This window comes from Enterococcus sp. AZ126 (assembly GCF_051714545.1).
In the GTDB taxonomy this organism is placed as follows: Bacteria; Bacillota; Bacilli; order Lactobacillales; family Enterococcaceae; genus Enterococcus_L.
Genome location: NZ_JBIOSB010000001.1, coordinates 1506165 through 1522295, shown reverse-complemented (window position 1 = coordinate 1522295; position 16131 = coordinate 1506165). Strand labels below are relative to the sequence as shown.

Annotated in this window: 16 protein-coding genes; 14 read left to right on the top strand and 2 right to left on the bottom strand. The window is 31.3% G+C overall.

The features are described 5' to 3' along the window. Nucleotides 1–16: 16 nt before the first annotated feature. The gene (ispG, locus tag IGI43_RS07390) at nucleotides 17–1108 is read right to left on the bottom strand and encodes a flavodoxin-dependent (E)-4-hydroxy-3-methylbut-2-enyl-diphosphate synthase (protein WP_438757170.1); all 1092 of its coding nucleotides are present in this window, start codon (nucleotides 1106–1108) and stop codon (nucleotides 17–19) included. Between the two features lie 142 nt (nucleotides 1109–1250). Beyond that, entirely contained in the window at nucleotides 1251–2063 is an 813-nt protein-coding gene (locus tag IGI43_RS07385; RefSeq protein WP_438757169.1) for a DUF1189 domain-containing protein, read from the bottom strand. A gap of 167 nt (nucleotides 2064–2230) precedes the next feature. Here IGI43_RS07385 and IGI43_RS07380 point away from each other — a divergent pair, with 167 nt between their 5' ends. The 14 genes from IGI43_RS07380 to IGI43_RS07315 all read left to right on the top strand — a co-directional run bounded on the left by IGI43_RS07380 (nucleotide 2231) and on the right by IGI43_RS07315 (nucleotide 15916). Then, complete coding sequence (locus tag IGI43_RS07380; RefSeq protein ID WP_438757168.1) at nucleotides 2231–2839, top strand: superoxide dismutase; 609 nt, start codon at nucleotides 2231–2233, stop codon at nucleotides 2837–2839. A 126-nt stretch (nucleotides 2840–2965) separates the two neighbouring features. After that, entirely contained in the window at nucleotides 2966–3940 is a 975-nt protein-coding gene (dapF, locus tag IGI43_RS07375; RefSeq protein ID WP_438757167.1) for a diaminopimelate epimerase, read from the top strand. Nucleotides 3941–4027: 87 nt separating this feature from the next. After that, complete coding sequence (locus IGI43_RS07370; RefSeq protein WP_438757166.1) at nucleotides 4028–4840, top strand: hypothetical protein; 813 nt, start codon at nucleotides 4028–4030, stop codon at nucleotides 4838–4840. 156 nt (nucleotides 4841–4996) lie between these two features. After that, nucleotides 4997–5830 carry a YveK family protein gene (locus IGI43_RS07365; RefSeq protein WP_438757165.1) on the top strand — a complete coding sequence of 278 codons (834 nt, stop codon included), beginning with the start codon at nucleotides 4997–4999 and terminating at the stop codon, nucleotides 5828–5830. Between the two features lie 11 nt (nucleotides 5831–5841). Next, nucleotides 5842–6543, top strand: coding sequence for a CpsD/CapB family tyrosine-protein kinase (locus IGI43_RS07360; protein WP_438757164.1), 702 nt, complete (start codon nucleotides 5842–5844; stop codon nucleotides 6541–6543). Nucleotides 6544–6565: 22 nt separating this feature from the next. Beyond that, entirely contained in the window at nucleotides 6566–7330 is a 765-nt protein-coding gene (locus IGI43_RS07355) for a tyrosine-protein phosphatase (protein ID WP_438757163.1), read from the top strand. Nucleotides 7331–7473: 143 nt separating this feature from the next. Then, a complete protein-coding gene (locus IGI43_RS07350) occupies nucleotides 7474–8157 on the top strand; it encodes a sugar transferase (protein WP_438758827.1) in 684 nt (227 codons plus the stop codon). After that, the gene (gene cps2T / locus IGI43_RS07345) at nucleotides 8157–9344 is read left to right on the top strand and encodes a beta 1-4 rhamnosyltransferase Cps2T (RefSeq protein ID WP_438757162.1); all 1188 of its coding nucleotides are present in this window, start codon (nucleotides 8157–8159) and stop codon (nucleotides 9342–9344) included. The genes IGI43_RS07350 and cps2T overlap by 1 nt, the downstream gene beginning before the upstream one ends. Further along, the gene (locus IGI43_RS07340; protein WP_438757161.1) at nucleotides 9345–10466 is read left to right on the top strand and encodes a glycosyltransferase family 4 protein; all 1122 of its coding nucleotides are present in this window, start codon (nucleotides 9345–9347) and stop codon (nucleotides 10464–10466) included. Continuing rightward, a complete protein-coding gene (locus tag IGI43_RS07335) occupies nucleotides 10450–11316 on the top strand; it encodes a glycosyltransferase (protein WP_438757160.1) in 867 nt (288 codons plus the stop codon). Before IGI43_RS07340 ends, IGI43_RS07335 begins: the two co-directional genes overlap by 17 nt. 2 nt (nucleotides 11317–11318) lie before the next feature. Beyond that, complete coding sequence (locus IGI43_RS07330) at nucleotides 11319–12032, top strand: acyltransferase (protein WP_438757159.1); 714 nt, start codon at nucleotides 11319–11321, stop codon at nucleotides 12030–12032. Beyond that, nucleotides 12025–13338 (top strand): O-antigen ligase family protein, encoded by a 1314-nt coding sequence (locus IGI43_RS07325; RefSeq protein WP_438757158.1) that lies wholly within the window; start codon nucleotides 12025–12027, stop codon nucleotides 13336–13338. The genes IGI43_RS07330 and IGI43_RS07325 overlap by 8 nt, the downstream gene beginning before the upstream one ends. Further along, nucleotides 13313–14707 carry a lipopolysaccharide biosynthesis protein gene (locus IGI43_RS07320; RefSeq protein WP_438757157.1) on the top strand — a complete coding sequence of 465 codons (1395 nt, stop codon included), beginning with the start codon at nucleotides 13313–13315 and terminating at the stop codon, nucleotides 14705–14707. The genes IGI43_RS07325 and IGI43_RS07320 overlap by 26 nt, the downstream gene beginning before the upstream one ends. 9 nt (nucleotides 14708–14716) lie before the next feature. Next, nucleotides 14717–15916: a polysaccharide pyruvyl transferase family protein gene (locus IGI43_RS07315; RefSeq protein WP_438757156.1), complete on the top strand. Its 1200-nt coding sequence runs from the start codon at nucleotides 14717–14719 to the stop codon at nucleotides 15914–15916. The last annotated feature ends 215 nt before the right edge of the window (nucleotides 15917–16131 follow it).

Genomic DNA, 16131 nt, shown 5'->3' with positions numbered 1-16131 from the left:
TTGAGTGTCCTATAAATTATAATTTTTCACCACGTAAATAGGCCGCAGCAAGGCTATCGACTTCTTTTTTTAACTCGTCAACCATGATTTCTTCTGGAACTGTACGAATAATCTTCCCTTTTTTGAAAAGCATTCCTTTGCCATTTCCACCTGCAATGCCAATATCAGCTTCCCGTGCTTCACCAGGTCCATTAACTGCACACCCTAAAACAGCAACTTTGATTGGGGCTTTGATCTTCTCGATATACTCTTCAATTTCATTTGCGATCGGGATCAAATCAATTTCGATCCGTCCACAAGTAGGACAAGAAATCAATGTGGCAGCATTACTTGATAAACCAAAAGCTTTCAAGACTTCTTTAGCGACTTTGATTTCTTCTACAGGATCGGCAGATAAGGAGACACGACAAGTATTTCCGATACCCAGAGACAATAATGCACCAAGTCCTGCAGCAGATTTCATACCGCCGGAAAATTTTGTCCCAGCTTCAGTAATCCCAAGATGTAATGGGTAATCAAACGTTTGAGCAGCTAAATTATAGGCTTCAATGGCCAAAGTAACATCGCTGGCTTTTAATGAAACAATAATATCGTAAAATTCTAAATCTTCGAGTATATTAATATGTTCCATAGCACTGGCAACCATAGCCTCTGCTGTAGGATAACCATATTGTTGCAAGAATTTTTTTTCTAAAGAACCTGCATTAACACCGATTCTAATCGGAATCCCTTTCGCTTTACACGCGGTAACAACTTTTTCGACACGGTCTTTGCGTCCTATATTACCAGGATTGATTCTTATTTTATCGACACCTTGTTCAATCGCTTTTAAAGCCAAACGATAGTCAAAATGAATATCCGCAACCAAAGGAATTGAAATTTGACTTTTGATAGCACCTATTGCTTCAGCAGCCGCTTCGTCTGGAACAGCTACACGAATAATTTGGCAACCAGCATCTTCCAAGCGTTTGATCTGCGCAACAGTACTTTCAACATCATGCGTTTTTGTTGTACACATACTTTGAATAAATAATTCATCACTTCCGCCGATTGTTAAATCCCCAACTGCTACTTGACGTGTATTTTTACGATGGGTCAATTCTCCCATGATAGCTCTCTCCTTATTGCGGTACTATTATTTTGTTGACTGTATCTCAACAAGTATAATTCATATTCTATTTTATCACATAATCATACCTCAGAGAATGTAAGAAAAGTTTAAGACTCAAACAAGTGCTTTAGGTTTAAACTTAAATCAAAGGTGGTTCTTGTCGTATTTCAGTACGCGTAGCCAAAAAAAAGAGCAACAATGAAATAAAAACAATTAAAAAACTATCATCGAAAGATCGAGTAGTAAAATGGAGAATACTACTGACGATCACAGGAAGAGTTGCGCAATAGGTCGAGATTTTTAGACAATCTAAAAAACGTAGTTTGTACAAACGAATCTTACTATAAAGAGTTGCACCGATTGCGATCATAAGTAAATTGATGATCAAGTTGATAAAGGTTGGATATAGAGTAAAAATAAACACAACTAATTTAATCCAAAAAGGAATACTGGCCTCATCTAAAGCTTTTTTTAAGTTGTTGCTATTCAAACCATCTAAAGTGCCTTTAGAATAAGGAATTTCAAAATGATTGGTACCTAATAAGGTGTTTGCAGCGCTTGAACTTGGTAACGCAACCACAAATTCATCCTTTAAAAAGCCCAAACCAACAGCAGTACCGACTGAATCAGCAGCTATGTCGCTAAGGGAACGTTTTCCATCAGGATCAAACGTGAAGATGATCGAGTTTGTTTGATAAATAAATCCTTTAGCGCCATCTCCTGTTTCTAATTTTCCATCGGTAATGTTAAAATCTGGTAATTTTGCGGCAATTTCTTGCCCGTCGCTTCTAATATCTTGCATTATAGAAAAGATTTGTTTTGTTATTGGAAGGGCAAGGATGGTGCTTAGAAAAACAACATATAGAATGACTTTCCAAAATGGCATTTTTTTAGCCTGATGGAGATCAGTTACTTGAAATAAAGAGTGTTTAAAAAGTGTAAATGAGTTCATAAATTCTCTCCTGACTTGAAATTGAGTATACACGTCATTCTAAAGGAGATACAAGGGAAAAACAAGTTTAGTCTAAATTTTGTAAGCAATTACTTTGAAGGTTGTCATAAAATCTGTTATGCTATAAATGTATGAAACGTTATACTTAATTAATGGAGGGATTTTTTATGACTTACACTTTACCAGATTTACCTTATGCTTATGATGCATTAGAACCTTATATTGATGTAGAAACAATGCATTTACACCACGACAAACACCACAACACTTATGTGACGAATTTAAATGCAGCAATCGAGAAACATCCTGAACTTGGAACTAAATCAGTGGAAGAATTGATCGCTGATATGGATAGTATTCCTGAAGATATTCGTACGGCTGTACGCAATAATGGTGGCGGACATGCAAACCATTCATTCTTCTGGGAAATTATGGCTCCTAATGCAGGCGGCGCACCGACAGGTGATATCAAAGAAGCCATTGATGCAGCATTTGGCAGTTTTGATAAATTAAAGGAAGAATTTAAAACAGCTGCAACTGGACGTTTTGGTTCAGGCTGGGCATGGTTAGTTTTGAATAAAGGAAAATTAGAAATTACTTCAACACCTAATCAAGATTCTCCTTTAATGGATGGTAAGACACCTGTTTTAGGATTAGATGTTTGGGAACATGCTTATTACCTAAACTACAAAAATGTACGTCCAGATTATATTGATGCTTTTTGGAATCTTGTAAACTGGGATGAAGTAAATAAACGCTTCGCAGCAGCTAAATAAGATAAAAAAAACAATATTTAGAAACTTTTTTGAGGAAAACAGTAAATTACACTGTTTTCCTCTTTTTGTTTGTGGCATACTAATAGTTAGGAATATTAAAATATAAAAGAGTAGAGGGGTTTTATAATGAATGTAACGATGCAAAAAGTTCATGGATCAGAAAATGATTTCTTTTTAATAGATGAAACAAAATTAGAACGTCCCTTTACTGAGAAGGAAATCAACGATTTACGCACTTATTTGAGTAATAGAGAGACGGGATTACTTAATGGATCAGATGGTCTGTTACTTGTAGAAAAAGTAGATAAGGGCACATCACTAGCTAAAATGCGTGTAATTAATAATGATGGTAGCGAAGCGAGCATGTGCGGTAATGGTTTACGCACAGTTGCAAGATACTTAGCAGAAAAATATGACAAAAAATCATTCACTGTAGAAACTATGTTTGCAGATCTTAAAGTAAGACAAGCATCCCCATTTGCTGAACAAGTAGCGACTTACCAAGTGGAGATTTCACCAGTTCGTTTTGAGGCTGCTGCAATCCCGATGGAGACTAAAAATAACACGATAATCAATGAAGTGATCCCAGAATTATCAAGTGAGTTAAAATTTTCAGCTGTAGCAGTTCCTAATCCTCATTTGATTAGCTTCGTTGATCATCAAACACTTATGGGAAAAGAGTTTGAACAAATTGCGACTTATGTAAACGGAAATAATCCTATTTTTCCCGATGGTGTCAATGTAAGTTTTGTAGAAATATTAGGAGAAAATGAACTCTTTGTTCGAACCTTTGAGCGCGGTGTAGGCTTTACTAATGCGTGTGGCACTGCGATGTGTGCCAGCAGTTTAATGTATGTACTATTAAACAATGGTGAATTTAATGAAACGATCACAGTTAAAAATGCTGGTGGTATGGTAAAAACCATAGTACATGAAGATGATTCAGATGGTTACTGGATGGAACTGATTGGAAACGCAACGGTTACACATTTGATTTCTGGAGCTTTATCTGATTTTACAGAAGGTCACTTTGAAAAATTAATGATCAAAGAAACATCAGAGCAAGCAAATTACACAGCATTTTTAGAAGCTATAAAATAAAAAGTCAGTAGATACAAAAGGTTGGTAGTCCTAAAATAGTCAATTAAAAAAATGAGTAATGAAGGTATGTTTAAAAGGAGTGTAATAGTGGCAAAAAATAAATGGTTGGGTAAAGGGATATACATAGGTGTTATCGCTGTTTCAATTGGTATCTGTTTTTTAGGAATTAGGTCAAATGCTAATCAGGAACAAAAGAGAAAAGTTGAGTATGCGAAAACAACGATAAAAAATGAAGCCATAAAAATTCAACGGCTTAATAACCAAATCAGTCAATTTTATCAAGTGGATAATAAAGAATTTCTAGTAGAACCACTAGAGAGAGAAAAATTAAGAGACACTGAACGAGCAATCATTACGTTGAAAACAGAAGCAAGCGATTTTGATTTGGAGAATAAGGATTTCTCTGCAGATACTTTGGAAGTAGCACAGGGGAAAAAAGAACTTTTGCTTCAAATAGAAGATATAAAAAATAAAAGTGATATTCAAAAACAAGTAACTGAATTACTTGTTGAAGCTCCAACTAACTGGTCATCTCCTAATGAAGTTATTGTTATAAATGAAAAAACAACTATGGACCAGATTTCAATGATACGCGATAATATTTCTAAAACTAAAAATCTGTGGAGCCAATCGATTACTACGTTTTTAAATGAAATGGATGCACAGGTCAAACAATACGAAGACCTGAAGCAAGCGGTCGATAAAATGGAAAAAGAGGGTAGGTTGACGGATGACGCCAGCCCAGATAACTTCATCCATCTCTTTGATCAGCTTGATCAGGTGAAAAATGAATCATTGAAAAAAGACTTATCCGATAAATTTGATAGAATCGATGAGCTGTTAAAAAAACAAGAAACTGTTGATTCTGTAAAGGAAGAAGAAGGTCTACCAAGTGAATAAATAAGGCAGCAAAGTATTTTTCATAACGATGAATTGCAATCTATCAATTATTTCAGTAATTGCTGTAATAATTGATAGTGTATTCTTTACAAATAGACTTGTACTTGGTCTAGCCAGAATTTATAATTATTTGTATGTAGTTAATTGGAGGAAAAAATGGAAGAGACAATCAGTTTACAGGAATTAATGGGTGTATTAAAAAAACGTATCGGTTTAATTATTGTTTTTATGTTTTTAGGATTGGGTGTTGCTGGAATATTGACCTATTTTGTCATTACCCCTAAATACAGCTCTCAGGCGCAGCTAATCGTCCGATTACCACAGAATGAAACAACGAATGTCAACGATATCAATGGAAATCTACAAATGATCAACACCTATAAAGATTTGATCAAAAGCGATACTGTAATGACAGAAGTACAGCAACGAATGAAAACAGAGTATGAAAATGATCTGTCTGTTGACGCAATAGGTGCAAGTATCTCAGTAAATCAATCACAAAATTCACAAATGTTTTCAATAGTATCTAAAGTAACAGATCCGATTGTAGCCCAAAACATAGCCAATCAGACGGCTTTAGTTTTTCAGGAGCAAGCCAAAGATATGTTGAGTGTTGATAAAATTACGATCATATCCTCAGCAACGGCCAACTTAAAACCAGTTTCACCCAATGATAAAATTAATTTGATGATCGGTTTAGCATTAGGTGTTATATTTGGAATCGCTGTTTCCTTCATTTTAGAATTATTTGATAAAACGATTAAAGATGATAGTTTTGTAGAAGATGAGCTTGGCTTTACGATATTAGGTATTGTCCCAAATATGACGGCAAAGGAACTAAATGCAAAAGTGAGTCGTACGCCTTCAAAAATAGCAATGCAGTCTACTGAGCCAAGAAACCCTAATAGAGATATACCAAAAACACTGCCAAAAGAGCACGATAAACCAGATGATTCTGCGACCGTACGTAGAAGTCGCCCACGAGTTTAAAGGAGTATAGAATGACAAATAAAATAAGAACTCAAAAAAAACAGAAAACCAAAGCCGTAAGTTTAATCACTTTAACGGATAAAACTTCACCAATTTCAGAGCAATATCGAACGATTCGAACGAATATCCAATATGCTATGGTAGATAGAGATCTAAAAACATTGGTTATTACATCTTCTGGACCCAGTGAAGGGAAATCCACAAGCTCAGCAAATTTAGCTATTGTATTTGCTAATTCAGGTAAGCGTGTATTACTGGTAGATGCAGATATGCGTAAACCGACAGTAGCAAAAACATTTTCTTTAGATAATGCGCGTGGTCTAAGTACGTTGCTGGGAAGTCGTGAAACTGTACTGCATCAAGTTGTTCAAAATTCTAGTGTCGATAATTTATTTTTGATGACGAGTGGTCCTAAGCCCCCGAATCCATCAGAATTACTAGATTCTAGAAGAATGAAAGAATTGATGTTGGAACTGAGACAAAAGTATGATTTAGTGATTTTTGACATGCCACCAGTCGTAGCTGTGACTGATGCACAAATTTTAGCTTCACAATCAGATGGAACAATTTTGGTAGTTCGGGAGAACGTTTCAAAAAGAGACTCTTTATTGAAAGCTAAGAGTTTATTAGAGTTAGTAGAGGCGAATATTTTGGGTGTTGTATACAACGGATCTAAGAATATATTAGATCAAGGTTATTATTACGGGTCATAAACTATAGGGAGGCAGGAAGCCGATGATTGATTTACATTGCCATATATTACCTGGGATTGATGATGGAGCTAAAACAATTGATGATTCACTTGACATGGCTAGAATGGCTGTAAAACAGGGAATTACCCACATACTTTGTACTCCTCATCATAACAATGGCAAATATGATAATCCTGCTAAACAAGTAATTACGAACGTGGCATCTTTACAAAAAGAATTAGATCTTAGAAGCATACCGCTTATGTTATTTGAAGGACAAGAAGTAAGGATTGGCGGGAATTTAATGGAACAAATTCAGTCAGAAGATATTTTATTTACAGATCTTAGTAATCGTTATATTTTGATTGAATTTCCTACTAATGATATTCCTGCCTATGCGGAGCAACTTTTTTTCGAGTTGTTAAAAGCAGGTCATACACCAATAATTGTTCATCCAGAGAGAAATAGCAAATTTATTCAAGATCCCAATAAATTAGTCCCATTTTTAGAGATGGGGGTCTTGACTCAATTGACAGCACCCAGCTATGTTGGCGTTTTTGGCAAACAAATCGAACGAATAGCAAAACAGATGGTTTCACATAATATGGTTTATATGATGGCATCCGATGCACATAATATCAAGAAACGCGGTTTTTTTATGAAAAAAGCATACGATGCGATCGGAAAAGATATGGGCGTAGAACATGTCCAAGCGATGCAGCAAATGGCTAAAGATGTCTTAAACGGAGACGAGGTACAAAGACCAGATTTTAAGGAAATAAAGCCTAAAAGATTTGGTTTATTTTAAAAAACTAAGTAGAAAGTTATTAGTACTGATACATAGTGGTTGTTTAATTAAACCTAAACATGTAAAAAATGGTTGGTAGGCATTCATTGTATTTAAAAGGAGTGTTAAATTTAAAAGGAGTGTTAAATTTGGAGTGGAAATTTATGGATGTTGGTAGAAGTGTAGAGAAAAAAAATGAAATTTATGAGTCAACAATAAAAAATGATTTTGGGCGACAATCTTTATTTTTTAGACTGTTTAAAAGAGTTATAGATATTATAGGTAGTCTATTTGGTTTGATAGTATTAAGTCCAGTATTTTTGATCGTTACTTTTTTGATACGAAAAGAGGATCCAAATGGCTCAGTTATTTTTTCACAAAAAAGAGTTGGAAAAAAGGGTCGTTTATTTACTATGTATAAATTTCGCTCTATGTGCACAGATGCAGAAGAGCAATTACATGATTTAATTGAATTAAACGAGATCAAAGGGGCTATGTTTAAAATAAAAGACGATCCCAGAGTGACCAAAATTGGAAAAAAAATTCGCAAAACAAGTATCGATGAGTTACCCCAACTTTTGAATGTTTTAAAAGGAGAAATGTCTTTAGTAGGACCTAGACCGCCACTACAAAGAGAAGTTGCTGAATATAGTCAGCATGATATGCAACGTTTAAGTGTCAAACCAGGCTGTACAGGATTATGGCAGATTAGAGGTAGAAACGACGTTCATTTTGATGATATGGTTGATTTTGACTTAGAGTACATTGAAAATCAATCGATTGGAAATGATTGTAAGATCATCTTTCAAACGATAAAAGTCATGTTTTTATCTAGAGGAGCCTATTGATGAGTGAGTCTAATCGGCATATTTATATTATCGGTTCCAAAGGAATTCCGGCCAAATATGGTGGATTTGAAACATTCGTTGAAAAACTGACTCAGTACAAGAAAAGTGATAGAATACATTATCATGTCGCTTGTATGAATACTGGAGATAATCTATATGGCAATGGCCAAAAGCATTTTATCCATAACCAAGCAGATTGTTTCAATATTGCTGTACCTAATATTGGACCTGCAAAGGCAATCTATTATGATATGAAAGCATTAGATTATTCAATAGCATTAGCAAAAACGAACAATGATTCTGCTCCTATTTTTTATATCTTAGCTTGCCGGATCGGTCCGTTTATAAATCATTATAGGAAAAAAATTCAAAAAATAGGTGGAAAATTATACGTAAATCCAGATGGTCATGAATGGCTTAGAGCTAAATGGAGCTATCCTGTTCGGAAATACTGGAAATATTCTGAAAAGCTAATGGTCAAACATGCGGATTTATTGATTTGTGATAGTTTGAGTATTGAAGAATATATAAAAAATGATTACAAGAGATATAGTCCAAAAACGATTTATATTTCTTATGGAACAGATATAGAAGAGTCACAATTATCTATTAATGATCTAGTTGTTCGAGAGTGGTTTTCTAAAAATGAATTATTAGAAAAAGATTATTTTCTAGTAGTTGGTAGATTTGTGCCTGAAAATAATTATCAAATAATGATTCAAGAATTTATGAAGACATCCACTAAAAAAAATCTTGTATTAATTACTAATATTGAAAAAAACAAATTTTATACTAAGCTGAAAAAGAAAACGTACTTTAATGAAGATTCTCGCATAAAATTTGTAGGAACTATGTATGATCAAGAACTTTTAAAGTATATTCGTGAAAATGCATTTGCTTACATTCATGGCCATGAAGTTGGAGGAACTAATCCGTCTCTATTAGAAGCTTTGGCGAGTACAAAATTAAATTTATTATTTGACGTAGATTTTAATCGAGAAGTAGCTGGCGATGGTGCAATGTATTGGAATAAAAGTTCAGATAATTTAAAGTATTTATTAAATAATATATCTAAAAATGATGTGACAATATCGGTAAATGATGAAAAATTGTCTAGTCGAATAGAGAATGAGTACTCTTGGGAGAAAATAATAGATATGTATGAAGAAGTTTTTGGTGATAGATAAATGAAAAAAAAAATTCTGTTTTTGCATTCAAGTTCTGAGTTATACGGTTCTGATAAGTCATTGCTAAATTTGATTAATAAGTTAGATAGAACAAAATATCAGATATACGTGATGCTACCTTCTCAAGGAGCATTAGTAAAAAAACTTGAAGAAACAAATAATTGTAAAGTTATAATAAAATCAATAGCTGTATTACGTCGTAAAAATTTGACCTTTAAAGGATTTTTTGATTATTTTTGTCAATTTTTCAGTTCAATAAAATACTTAAAAAAATTTATCAGAGAACAAAATATAGATATTGTGTATACTAATACTTCTGTAGTTTTTCCTGGTGGAATAGCAGCGAAATCGTTAAATAAAAAATCTGTTTGGCATGTTAGAGAAATTATTTCAAATAAATATGAGAATTTTTTTGTTAAAAAAATTGTGAATAAGTATGCAGATGTTATTATTGGGAATAGTAAAGCCACATTGGACTCTATTATTATTGATAAGAAAAAAGGTATGGTTGTTTACAATGTAGTAGATGTAAAAAGTGATTTTCTTGGTGATGAAGTAAATAATAAACCATTTACAATCGGTATGGCTGGGCGAATCAATCGATGGAAAGGACAAGATTATTTTATTGATGCAGCTCTTAAAGTTCTTGAAGATTATCCAGATGTAATCTTTCTAATTGCTGGTGATGTTTTCGAAGATGAAGATTACTTAAAAAGAAACTTAGAAAAGAAAATATCAGAGTCTGGACATTCTGAAAAAATAAAATTATTAGGTTTAGTTTCAAATATGGAAAAATTTTATCATTCTTTAAATATTTTTGTTTTACCATCAATAAAACCAGAACCTTTCGGGTTAGTTATTTTAGAAGCGATGGCTAGAGAAATACCAGTTATTGCTACTAATTTTGGTGGACCATCAGAGATTATTCAAAATGATGTCACAGGTATTTTAGTGGAACCTCAAAATGCTTCGGAACTAGCGAATAAAATAAAGTATCTAATAAATGATTCAGAAAAAAGAAAGATAATTGCTAAAAATGGTCAAAAAATGCAACAAGAAGTGTTTTCTATAGATGAATATATTCAGAAAATTCAAGGAGTGCTAGATGAAAGTAATAACTAAGAAAAATATAGCCGTTGTAGTACTTCATTACATAACTATAGCGGATACTATAGAATGTGTTCATTCAATATGCGAGTTAAATCAAGGTATGATAAATTTACAAATTATTATTGTTGATAATGGTTCCCCAAATGATAGTGGAAACAGATTATTTGATTACTTTAAAAATAATCAAAATGTGAAAGTTTTATTATCAAAAGAAAATTTAGGATTTGCTAAAGGGAACAATATGGGCTTTAGTTATGCAAAAGAATATTTGAATCCTGATTTTATTTTATTAGTAAACAACGATATCTTTATCAAACAAAATGATTTCTTTATTAGATTAATTAAAAATTATGAATCAAAAAAATTTGATATTTCTGGACCAAAAATTATTTCTACTGTAAATGGAATTAATCAAAACCCAACTCCAAAGCTTTTTTTTAGGATTCAAGATGTAAAAAAAATGCAACTGAAATTCAAAATATATCATATTCTAAGCCTTTTTCATGTTGATTTATGGTTAAAGAAATTTTTGAATAGGAACAATAAGAAAGATATGGAAAATCTAGAATACGAAGAATTTCAGTTGCACGGTGCATGCCTAATTTTTTCAAAAGACTACATTAAAAAATACAATGGACTTAATGTTAATACTTTCATGTACATGGAAGAGTTTATTTTAAAATATATTGCAGAAAGAGACTTGTTAGTTATGAGTTATTTGAACGATATAAGTATTTTTCATAAAGAAGATAGTTCAACGAATGCGTATTTAAAGAGCAATATACAAAAAAGACGCTTTTTTTATAAGCATAGTATCCACTCATCTCAGGTCCTCATTGATCTTATGAGAGAGAGTGAGTGATTATGAAGAATAGAATGTTAAAAAAAACTCTGGAAAGAGTTAAAGGAGACGCGTTTAATATTGATGATAATATTTCTGATAGAGAGCTACTTTTTATATTGATAAATAAATTTACTCAATACTACAGAGGTATCTATAAATGTTTAGGAATAAAAGGGAGTAAGAAAAAAATTTTTATCGGTAAAAAGGTTACTATTCGAAATAAAAAACATATTTCTATGGGAACTTTAGTTAGAATAGGTGATTATGTTGAACTTGATGGTTTATCCAAAGAAGGTCTTTCATTTGGTAACAATTGTTCAATTGGAAAATACTCTATAATTAGAGGAACTGGTGGTTTGGCGGTTTTAGGAATGGGAATAACTTTTGGGAATAATTCTAGTTGTGCCGACAATTGTTTTTTTGGTTGTTCGGGAGGTATTATTATAGGCAATGATGTTATAATCGGACAAAATGTTCGCTTCCATTCGCAATCACATAACTTTAAAAATTTAAATGTTTTAATTAGGAAACAAGGAGTAACTTCAAATGGAATAAAAGTAGGGAATAATAATTGGATTGGTAGTGGAGTAGTAATATTAGATGATGTAAAAATTGGAAATAATTGTGTGATTGGTGCAAATACATTAGTGAATAAAGATATTCCTTCTAACAGTGTTGCTGTAGGTAATCCTGTCAAAATAATAAAAAGTAGGGAAATAAATATTGATGAGTAAAACTGAAAAGTTAATGTTATATTTTATACCAATTGGTATTGCCTTACAATATATATTTTTTTCAATAACTTTACATGACAATCCATTAGTAAAATATTGGAAGGAACTGATTGTAGTTGTATATTTATTATTGTTAATTCCCAAAATATTTGAATTAAAAAAAAGTAATACCGCTATACTTGATGTAAAACTAGGTATATGGAGTTTATTTTATTTTTTATTTCTTATTTCTTTAGTTATTTCTACTGTGTTGTTCACGCAAAGTATATCTACTGCTTTTTTTGTTATTCGTAGATATGTTTTACCAGTTCTTATATTTATAATTGCTAGAAATCTTTCAATTGATACTAAGGATGTATTTAAATTTTTTAGTTATATTTTTAAATTTTTTAGTCTAATTTGTATTTGGGGAATTTTTCAAGCATATGTTTTAGGAGATCAATTTCTAATTAATTTAGGTTACCCAATTAAATATGCGGGAAGATTAAAAGATTCTTTTTATTTTGGAGGATTCGGTTCATTGCAACGAGTAGTTTCTACATTTTCAAATACCAACGTTTTTGGGGCTACTCTAGGTTTAATTTTGGTTGTAGTATTAATTAATAGAGAATATATTAATGTTAAATATTATAATGTTTTATTTGGAATCTACTGTTTAACATTATTATTGACTTTTTCTAGAAGTAATTGGCTGTCATTAAGCTTTGTTATCATTTTAGTAATGACTAAGAAAAGAGGAATTCTATCTAAAGCTAGTATTTTAGTAGTAGGAGTTGTACTTTCATTAATAGTAGTGAGTGCTCTATTTAATATTAATATGTTCGATATTTTAATTAAATATATTGAATCAACGATTACTTTAGAAGATAACTCTGCGGCTGGAAGAAAAGGAATTTGGTTAGAAGCATTCTCTTATTTTTTAGATAATCCTTTTGGGATTGGCTTAGGTCGTGTTGGGACTGTTTCTGATGTTGTTTCTACTGGATATGATCGGATTATGGGAGAATCGTCTTATTTAGCTGTACTTCTAGATACTGGTATACAGGGCTTTATTGGTTATTACGGTATGATAGGTAGTATTTTACTGAGTTTTTATAACCGAATGAAAAAAAGCAAATCATTACTTTTCAAAAATATTAATTTTACGGGAGTCTGTTTAACAATTTATATACTTGTAATGTTTATTTTTTCAAATCATATTTATGATATGGAAATTACAGTATTTTATTTCTTGTTTATAGGACTACTATCTAATAAAAAAATATATAAGAAGGATAATCATGAATTCATACAAGAAGTTATTTAGTAATTCAATTATTTTCGCCATAGGAACGATGGGGAGTAAAGTAGTTACTATTTTATTAGTACCGATATATACATATTATTTATCAGTGGCTGAGTATGGAACGGTAGACTTAATTGTAAACACATCTAATTTATTTTTACCAATAATATTTCTAAGTATTTATGATTCCGTATTACGTTTTGTAATGAGGGAAGATGAGAACAAACAAGATGTCTTAAAGAATGGATTAACAATTTCTTATATTGGTTCATTGTTACTCTGCTTTCTGGTATTATTCTTAATTTTGATTGGTTATAAGCGTGTAATGATAGTCATCGATGTCACTGTTGTTTTAATTGTTATGGGAATTCAAAAACTATTCTCTAACTATGCTAGAGCAGATAACAGAATAAAACTATTTGCGCTGAATGGTATTTTTCAAACTGTATTACTTTGTTTATTAAATATTATTTTTCTTATTTTTTTTTCTATGGGAATTAAAGGGTACATTTTATCAATTGTTATATCTAATTTATTTTCCATACTTCATCTTTGTATATTTTGTAAGATTAACCTATTTGTGATTGGTATTGATAAAAATTTAGCTCGAAATATGCTTTCATATAGTATTCCTATGATTCCAAATGCATTAATGTGGTGGATTATGAATGCATCAAATCGCTACTTTATTTTTGCATTTGTTGGTGTTACAGCAAATGGTCTGTTTGCAGTTGCCAATAAAATCCCCTCTATTTTACAAATTGTCAGTCAAGTGTTTAATCAAGCTTGGCAGATTTCAGCAATAGAAGAATATAATAATAAAAAGAAACATGCTTTTTATAGTAACGTTTTTCAGGTGTATTTTTCTTTGCTAATTATTGTAGCTGCATTAATAATGCTTGCTTTAAAATACATTTATAAATTTTTTGTTGCTACTGAGTACTATTCTTCATGGAATATTGTTCCGTTTTTATTACTAGGAGTTATTTTTACTAATTTAGCGACTTTTTTAGGGACGAATTATATGGCAGCAATGAAAACTAAAGGAGCATTTAGAACTTCCGTAATTGGTGGGATTGTAAGTATTCTTCTAAGCTTGTTTTTCATTCCTACACTAGGTTATATGGGCTCGGGATTAGCAGTTTTAGGTAGCTCATTGATTATGTTCTTCTTGAGAGTATTTGATACAAAAAATTTAGTTAGAATTGAGTATAATTGGTTTGTTATAGCAATGAGTATGTTTATTTATTCGCTGCAAACTATCATTTTATTTATTAATTTCAATGAAATATTATCATTATTAATACAATTGATACTAGTTATAGCAATGATTATAGTTAATTTCAATACATTTAAACCTTTAGTAGAGAAAATATTTAGTAGAAAATAGGAGTGAAGTATGAAGAAAATTGCTTTAGTTGGAGCTGTGGACAGAAATAATTATGGAGACTTACTATTTCCAATTATTTTAAAAGAATGGTTATCCTCAAGAAATAAAAATTTAGATTTTAAAAATTACGGAATAGTATCATCAGATTTATCAAAAATTGGTGCACTGCCAAGTAATAAAATTTCTGATATTGAGTTTTATAGTCCCGATGCACTGATTGTTGTAGGTGGGGCTACTTTAAATTCTGCATGGAAGTTTACTCATTTACATTTATTGGAAAACGATAAAAAAATTTTATATTATAGAATACTATATAAAATAATAGGAAAAAGAAATGCAGAAATGCTTTCTTCTAAAATCTTGCAAGGATATACTAGATACCCTTGGATATTTTCAAAACAAGAATATAATCTAGGTAATTGCCAATTGATCTATAATACTGTAAGTGGCACTGACTTTTCTTATTTTAATAAAAAAGAGCAGCAGAGAATAGCAAACTATTTAGCTCAAGCTGATTATTTGTCAGTTCGAGATCCATTAACAAAGAAAAACTTGCAAAATTTAAATATTGAAAAAATTCATATGATACCGGACTCAGCTGTTATCATGTCGGATATCTTTCCTAAAGATAAGTTGAAAGGAATGGTTAGTAAAGAATATCGAATTTTTGAAAAGAAAAATAATTTAAAAAAATATTTAGTTTTTCAAATAGGTAAAAAATATGCTACTAATGAAAAAAAGATTGCCGAGCAAATATGTAGTTATTGCCACCAAAGAAAATTATCGTTAATTTTATTGCCAATAGGAAGGGCTGGTATGCATGAAGACCCGATTCCATTGAGAAAAATTTATGAATATTGTAAAAATGAAATAGAAGTTTTTTTGCCAGAGAATAACACAATATTTGACACTATGTTTTATATTGCAAATGCTGAACTCTTTTTAGGTACTAGTTTGCATGGCAATATTACAGCCATTTCTTATGGAGTAAAGGCCGTGGGATTAGATAGTAGAGTTAAAAAATTGAAATATTTTTTAGAAGAATATTATATTGAATCTTATCCATATGCGGATAATATTTTTCATATTTATGATGAATTAGTCAGGAGTGACAGTGTACAAGTTGCGGATATTATCAAATCAAGAGATAGATTAATTAAGTTAGTAACAGCTCATTTTCAACGATTATTAGAAATTTTGGATAATTGAAAAGTTATTTTGCTGTACAAAGAAGAAGAGCTATCAGATTTTCAATTTTTGGTTTAGATGATGTTGATTTTACGAACGAGTTATTATTATTCCTTAATGAGCAGTTACTAGGTCTGGTATTATCGATTAAAAATCAACTTGAAAATGAATTAGAGGGATGATAAAGATAATATTTATACAAGAAATTTATTTTGTAAAGTTTGATAACTTTCCCT

What these genes read in the sequence shown, in the direction of transcription:
- cps2T (WP_438757162.1), top strand. Translation starts at nt 8,157, where the DNA reads ATGAGTGAGTCTAATCGGCATATTTATATTATCGGTTCCAAAGGAATT.
- IGI43_RS07320 (WP_438757157.1), top strand. Translation starts at nt 13,313, where the DNA reads ATGAATTCATACAAGAAGTTATTTAGTAATTCAATTATTTTCGCCATA.
- dapF (WP_438757167.1), top strand. Translation starts at nt 2,966, where the DNA reads ATGAATGTAACGATGCAAAAAGTTCATGGATCAGAAAATGATTTCTTT.
- IGI43_RS07360 (WP_438757164.1), top strand. Translation starts at nt 5,842, where the DNA reads ATGACAAATAAAATAAGAACTCAAAAAAAACAGAAAACCAAAGCCGTA.
- IGI43_RS07315 (WP_438757156.1), top strand. Translation starts at nt 14,717, where the DNA reads ATGAAGAAAATTGCTTTAGTTGGAGCTGTGGACAGAAATAATTATGGA.
- IGI43_RS07335 (WP_438757160.1), top strand. Translation starts at nt 10,450, where the DNA reads ATGAAAGTAATAACTAAGAAAAATATAGCCGTTGTAGTACTTCATTAC.
- IGI43_RS07380 (WP_438757168.1), top strand. Translation starts at nt 2,231, where the DNA reads ATGACTTACACTTTACCAGATTTACCTTATGCTTATGATGCATTAGAA.
- IGI43_RS07330 (WP_438757159.1), top strand. Translation starts at nt 11,319, where the DNA reads ATGAAGAATAGAATGTTAAAAAAAACTCTGGAAAGAGTTAAAGGAGAC.
- IGI43_RS07350 (WP_438758827.1), top strand. Translation starts at nt 7,474, where the DNA reads ATGGATGTTGGTAGAAGTGTAGAGAAAAAAAATGAAATTTATGAGTCA.
- IGI43_RS07340 (WP_438757161.1), top strand. Translation starts at nt 9,345, where the DNA reads ATGAAAAAAAAAATTCTGTTTTTGCATTCAAGTTCTGAGTTATACGGT.
- IGI43_RS07325 (WP_438757158.1), top strand. Translation starts at nt 12,025, where the DNA reads ATGAGTAAAACTGAAAAGTTAATGTTATATTTTATACCAATTGGTATT.
- IGI43_RS07365 (WP_438757165.1), top strand. Translation starts at nt 4,997, where the DNA reads ATGGAAGAGACAATCAGTTTACAGGAATTAATGGGTGTATTAAAAAAA.
- IGI43_RS07355 (WP_438757163.1), top strand. Translation starts at nt 6,566, where the DNA reads ATGATTGATTTACATTGCCATATATTACCTGGGATTGATGATGGAGCT.
- IGI43_RS07385 (WP_438757169.1), bottom strand. Translation starts at nt 2,063, where the DNA reads ATGAACTCATTTACACTTTTTAAACACTCTTTATTTCAAGTAACTGAT.
- ispG (WP_438757170.1), bottom strand. Translation starts at nt 1,108, where the DNA reads ATGGGAGAATTGACCCATCGTAAAAATACACGTCAAGTAGCAGTTGGG.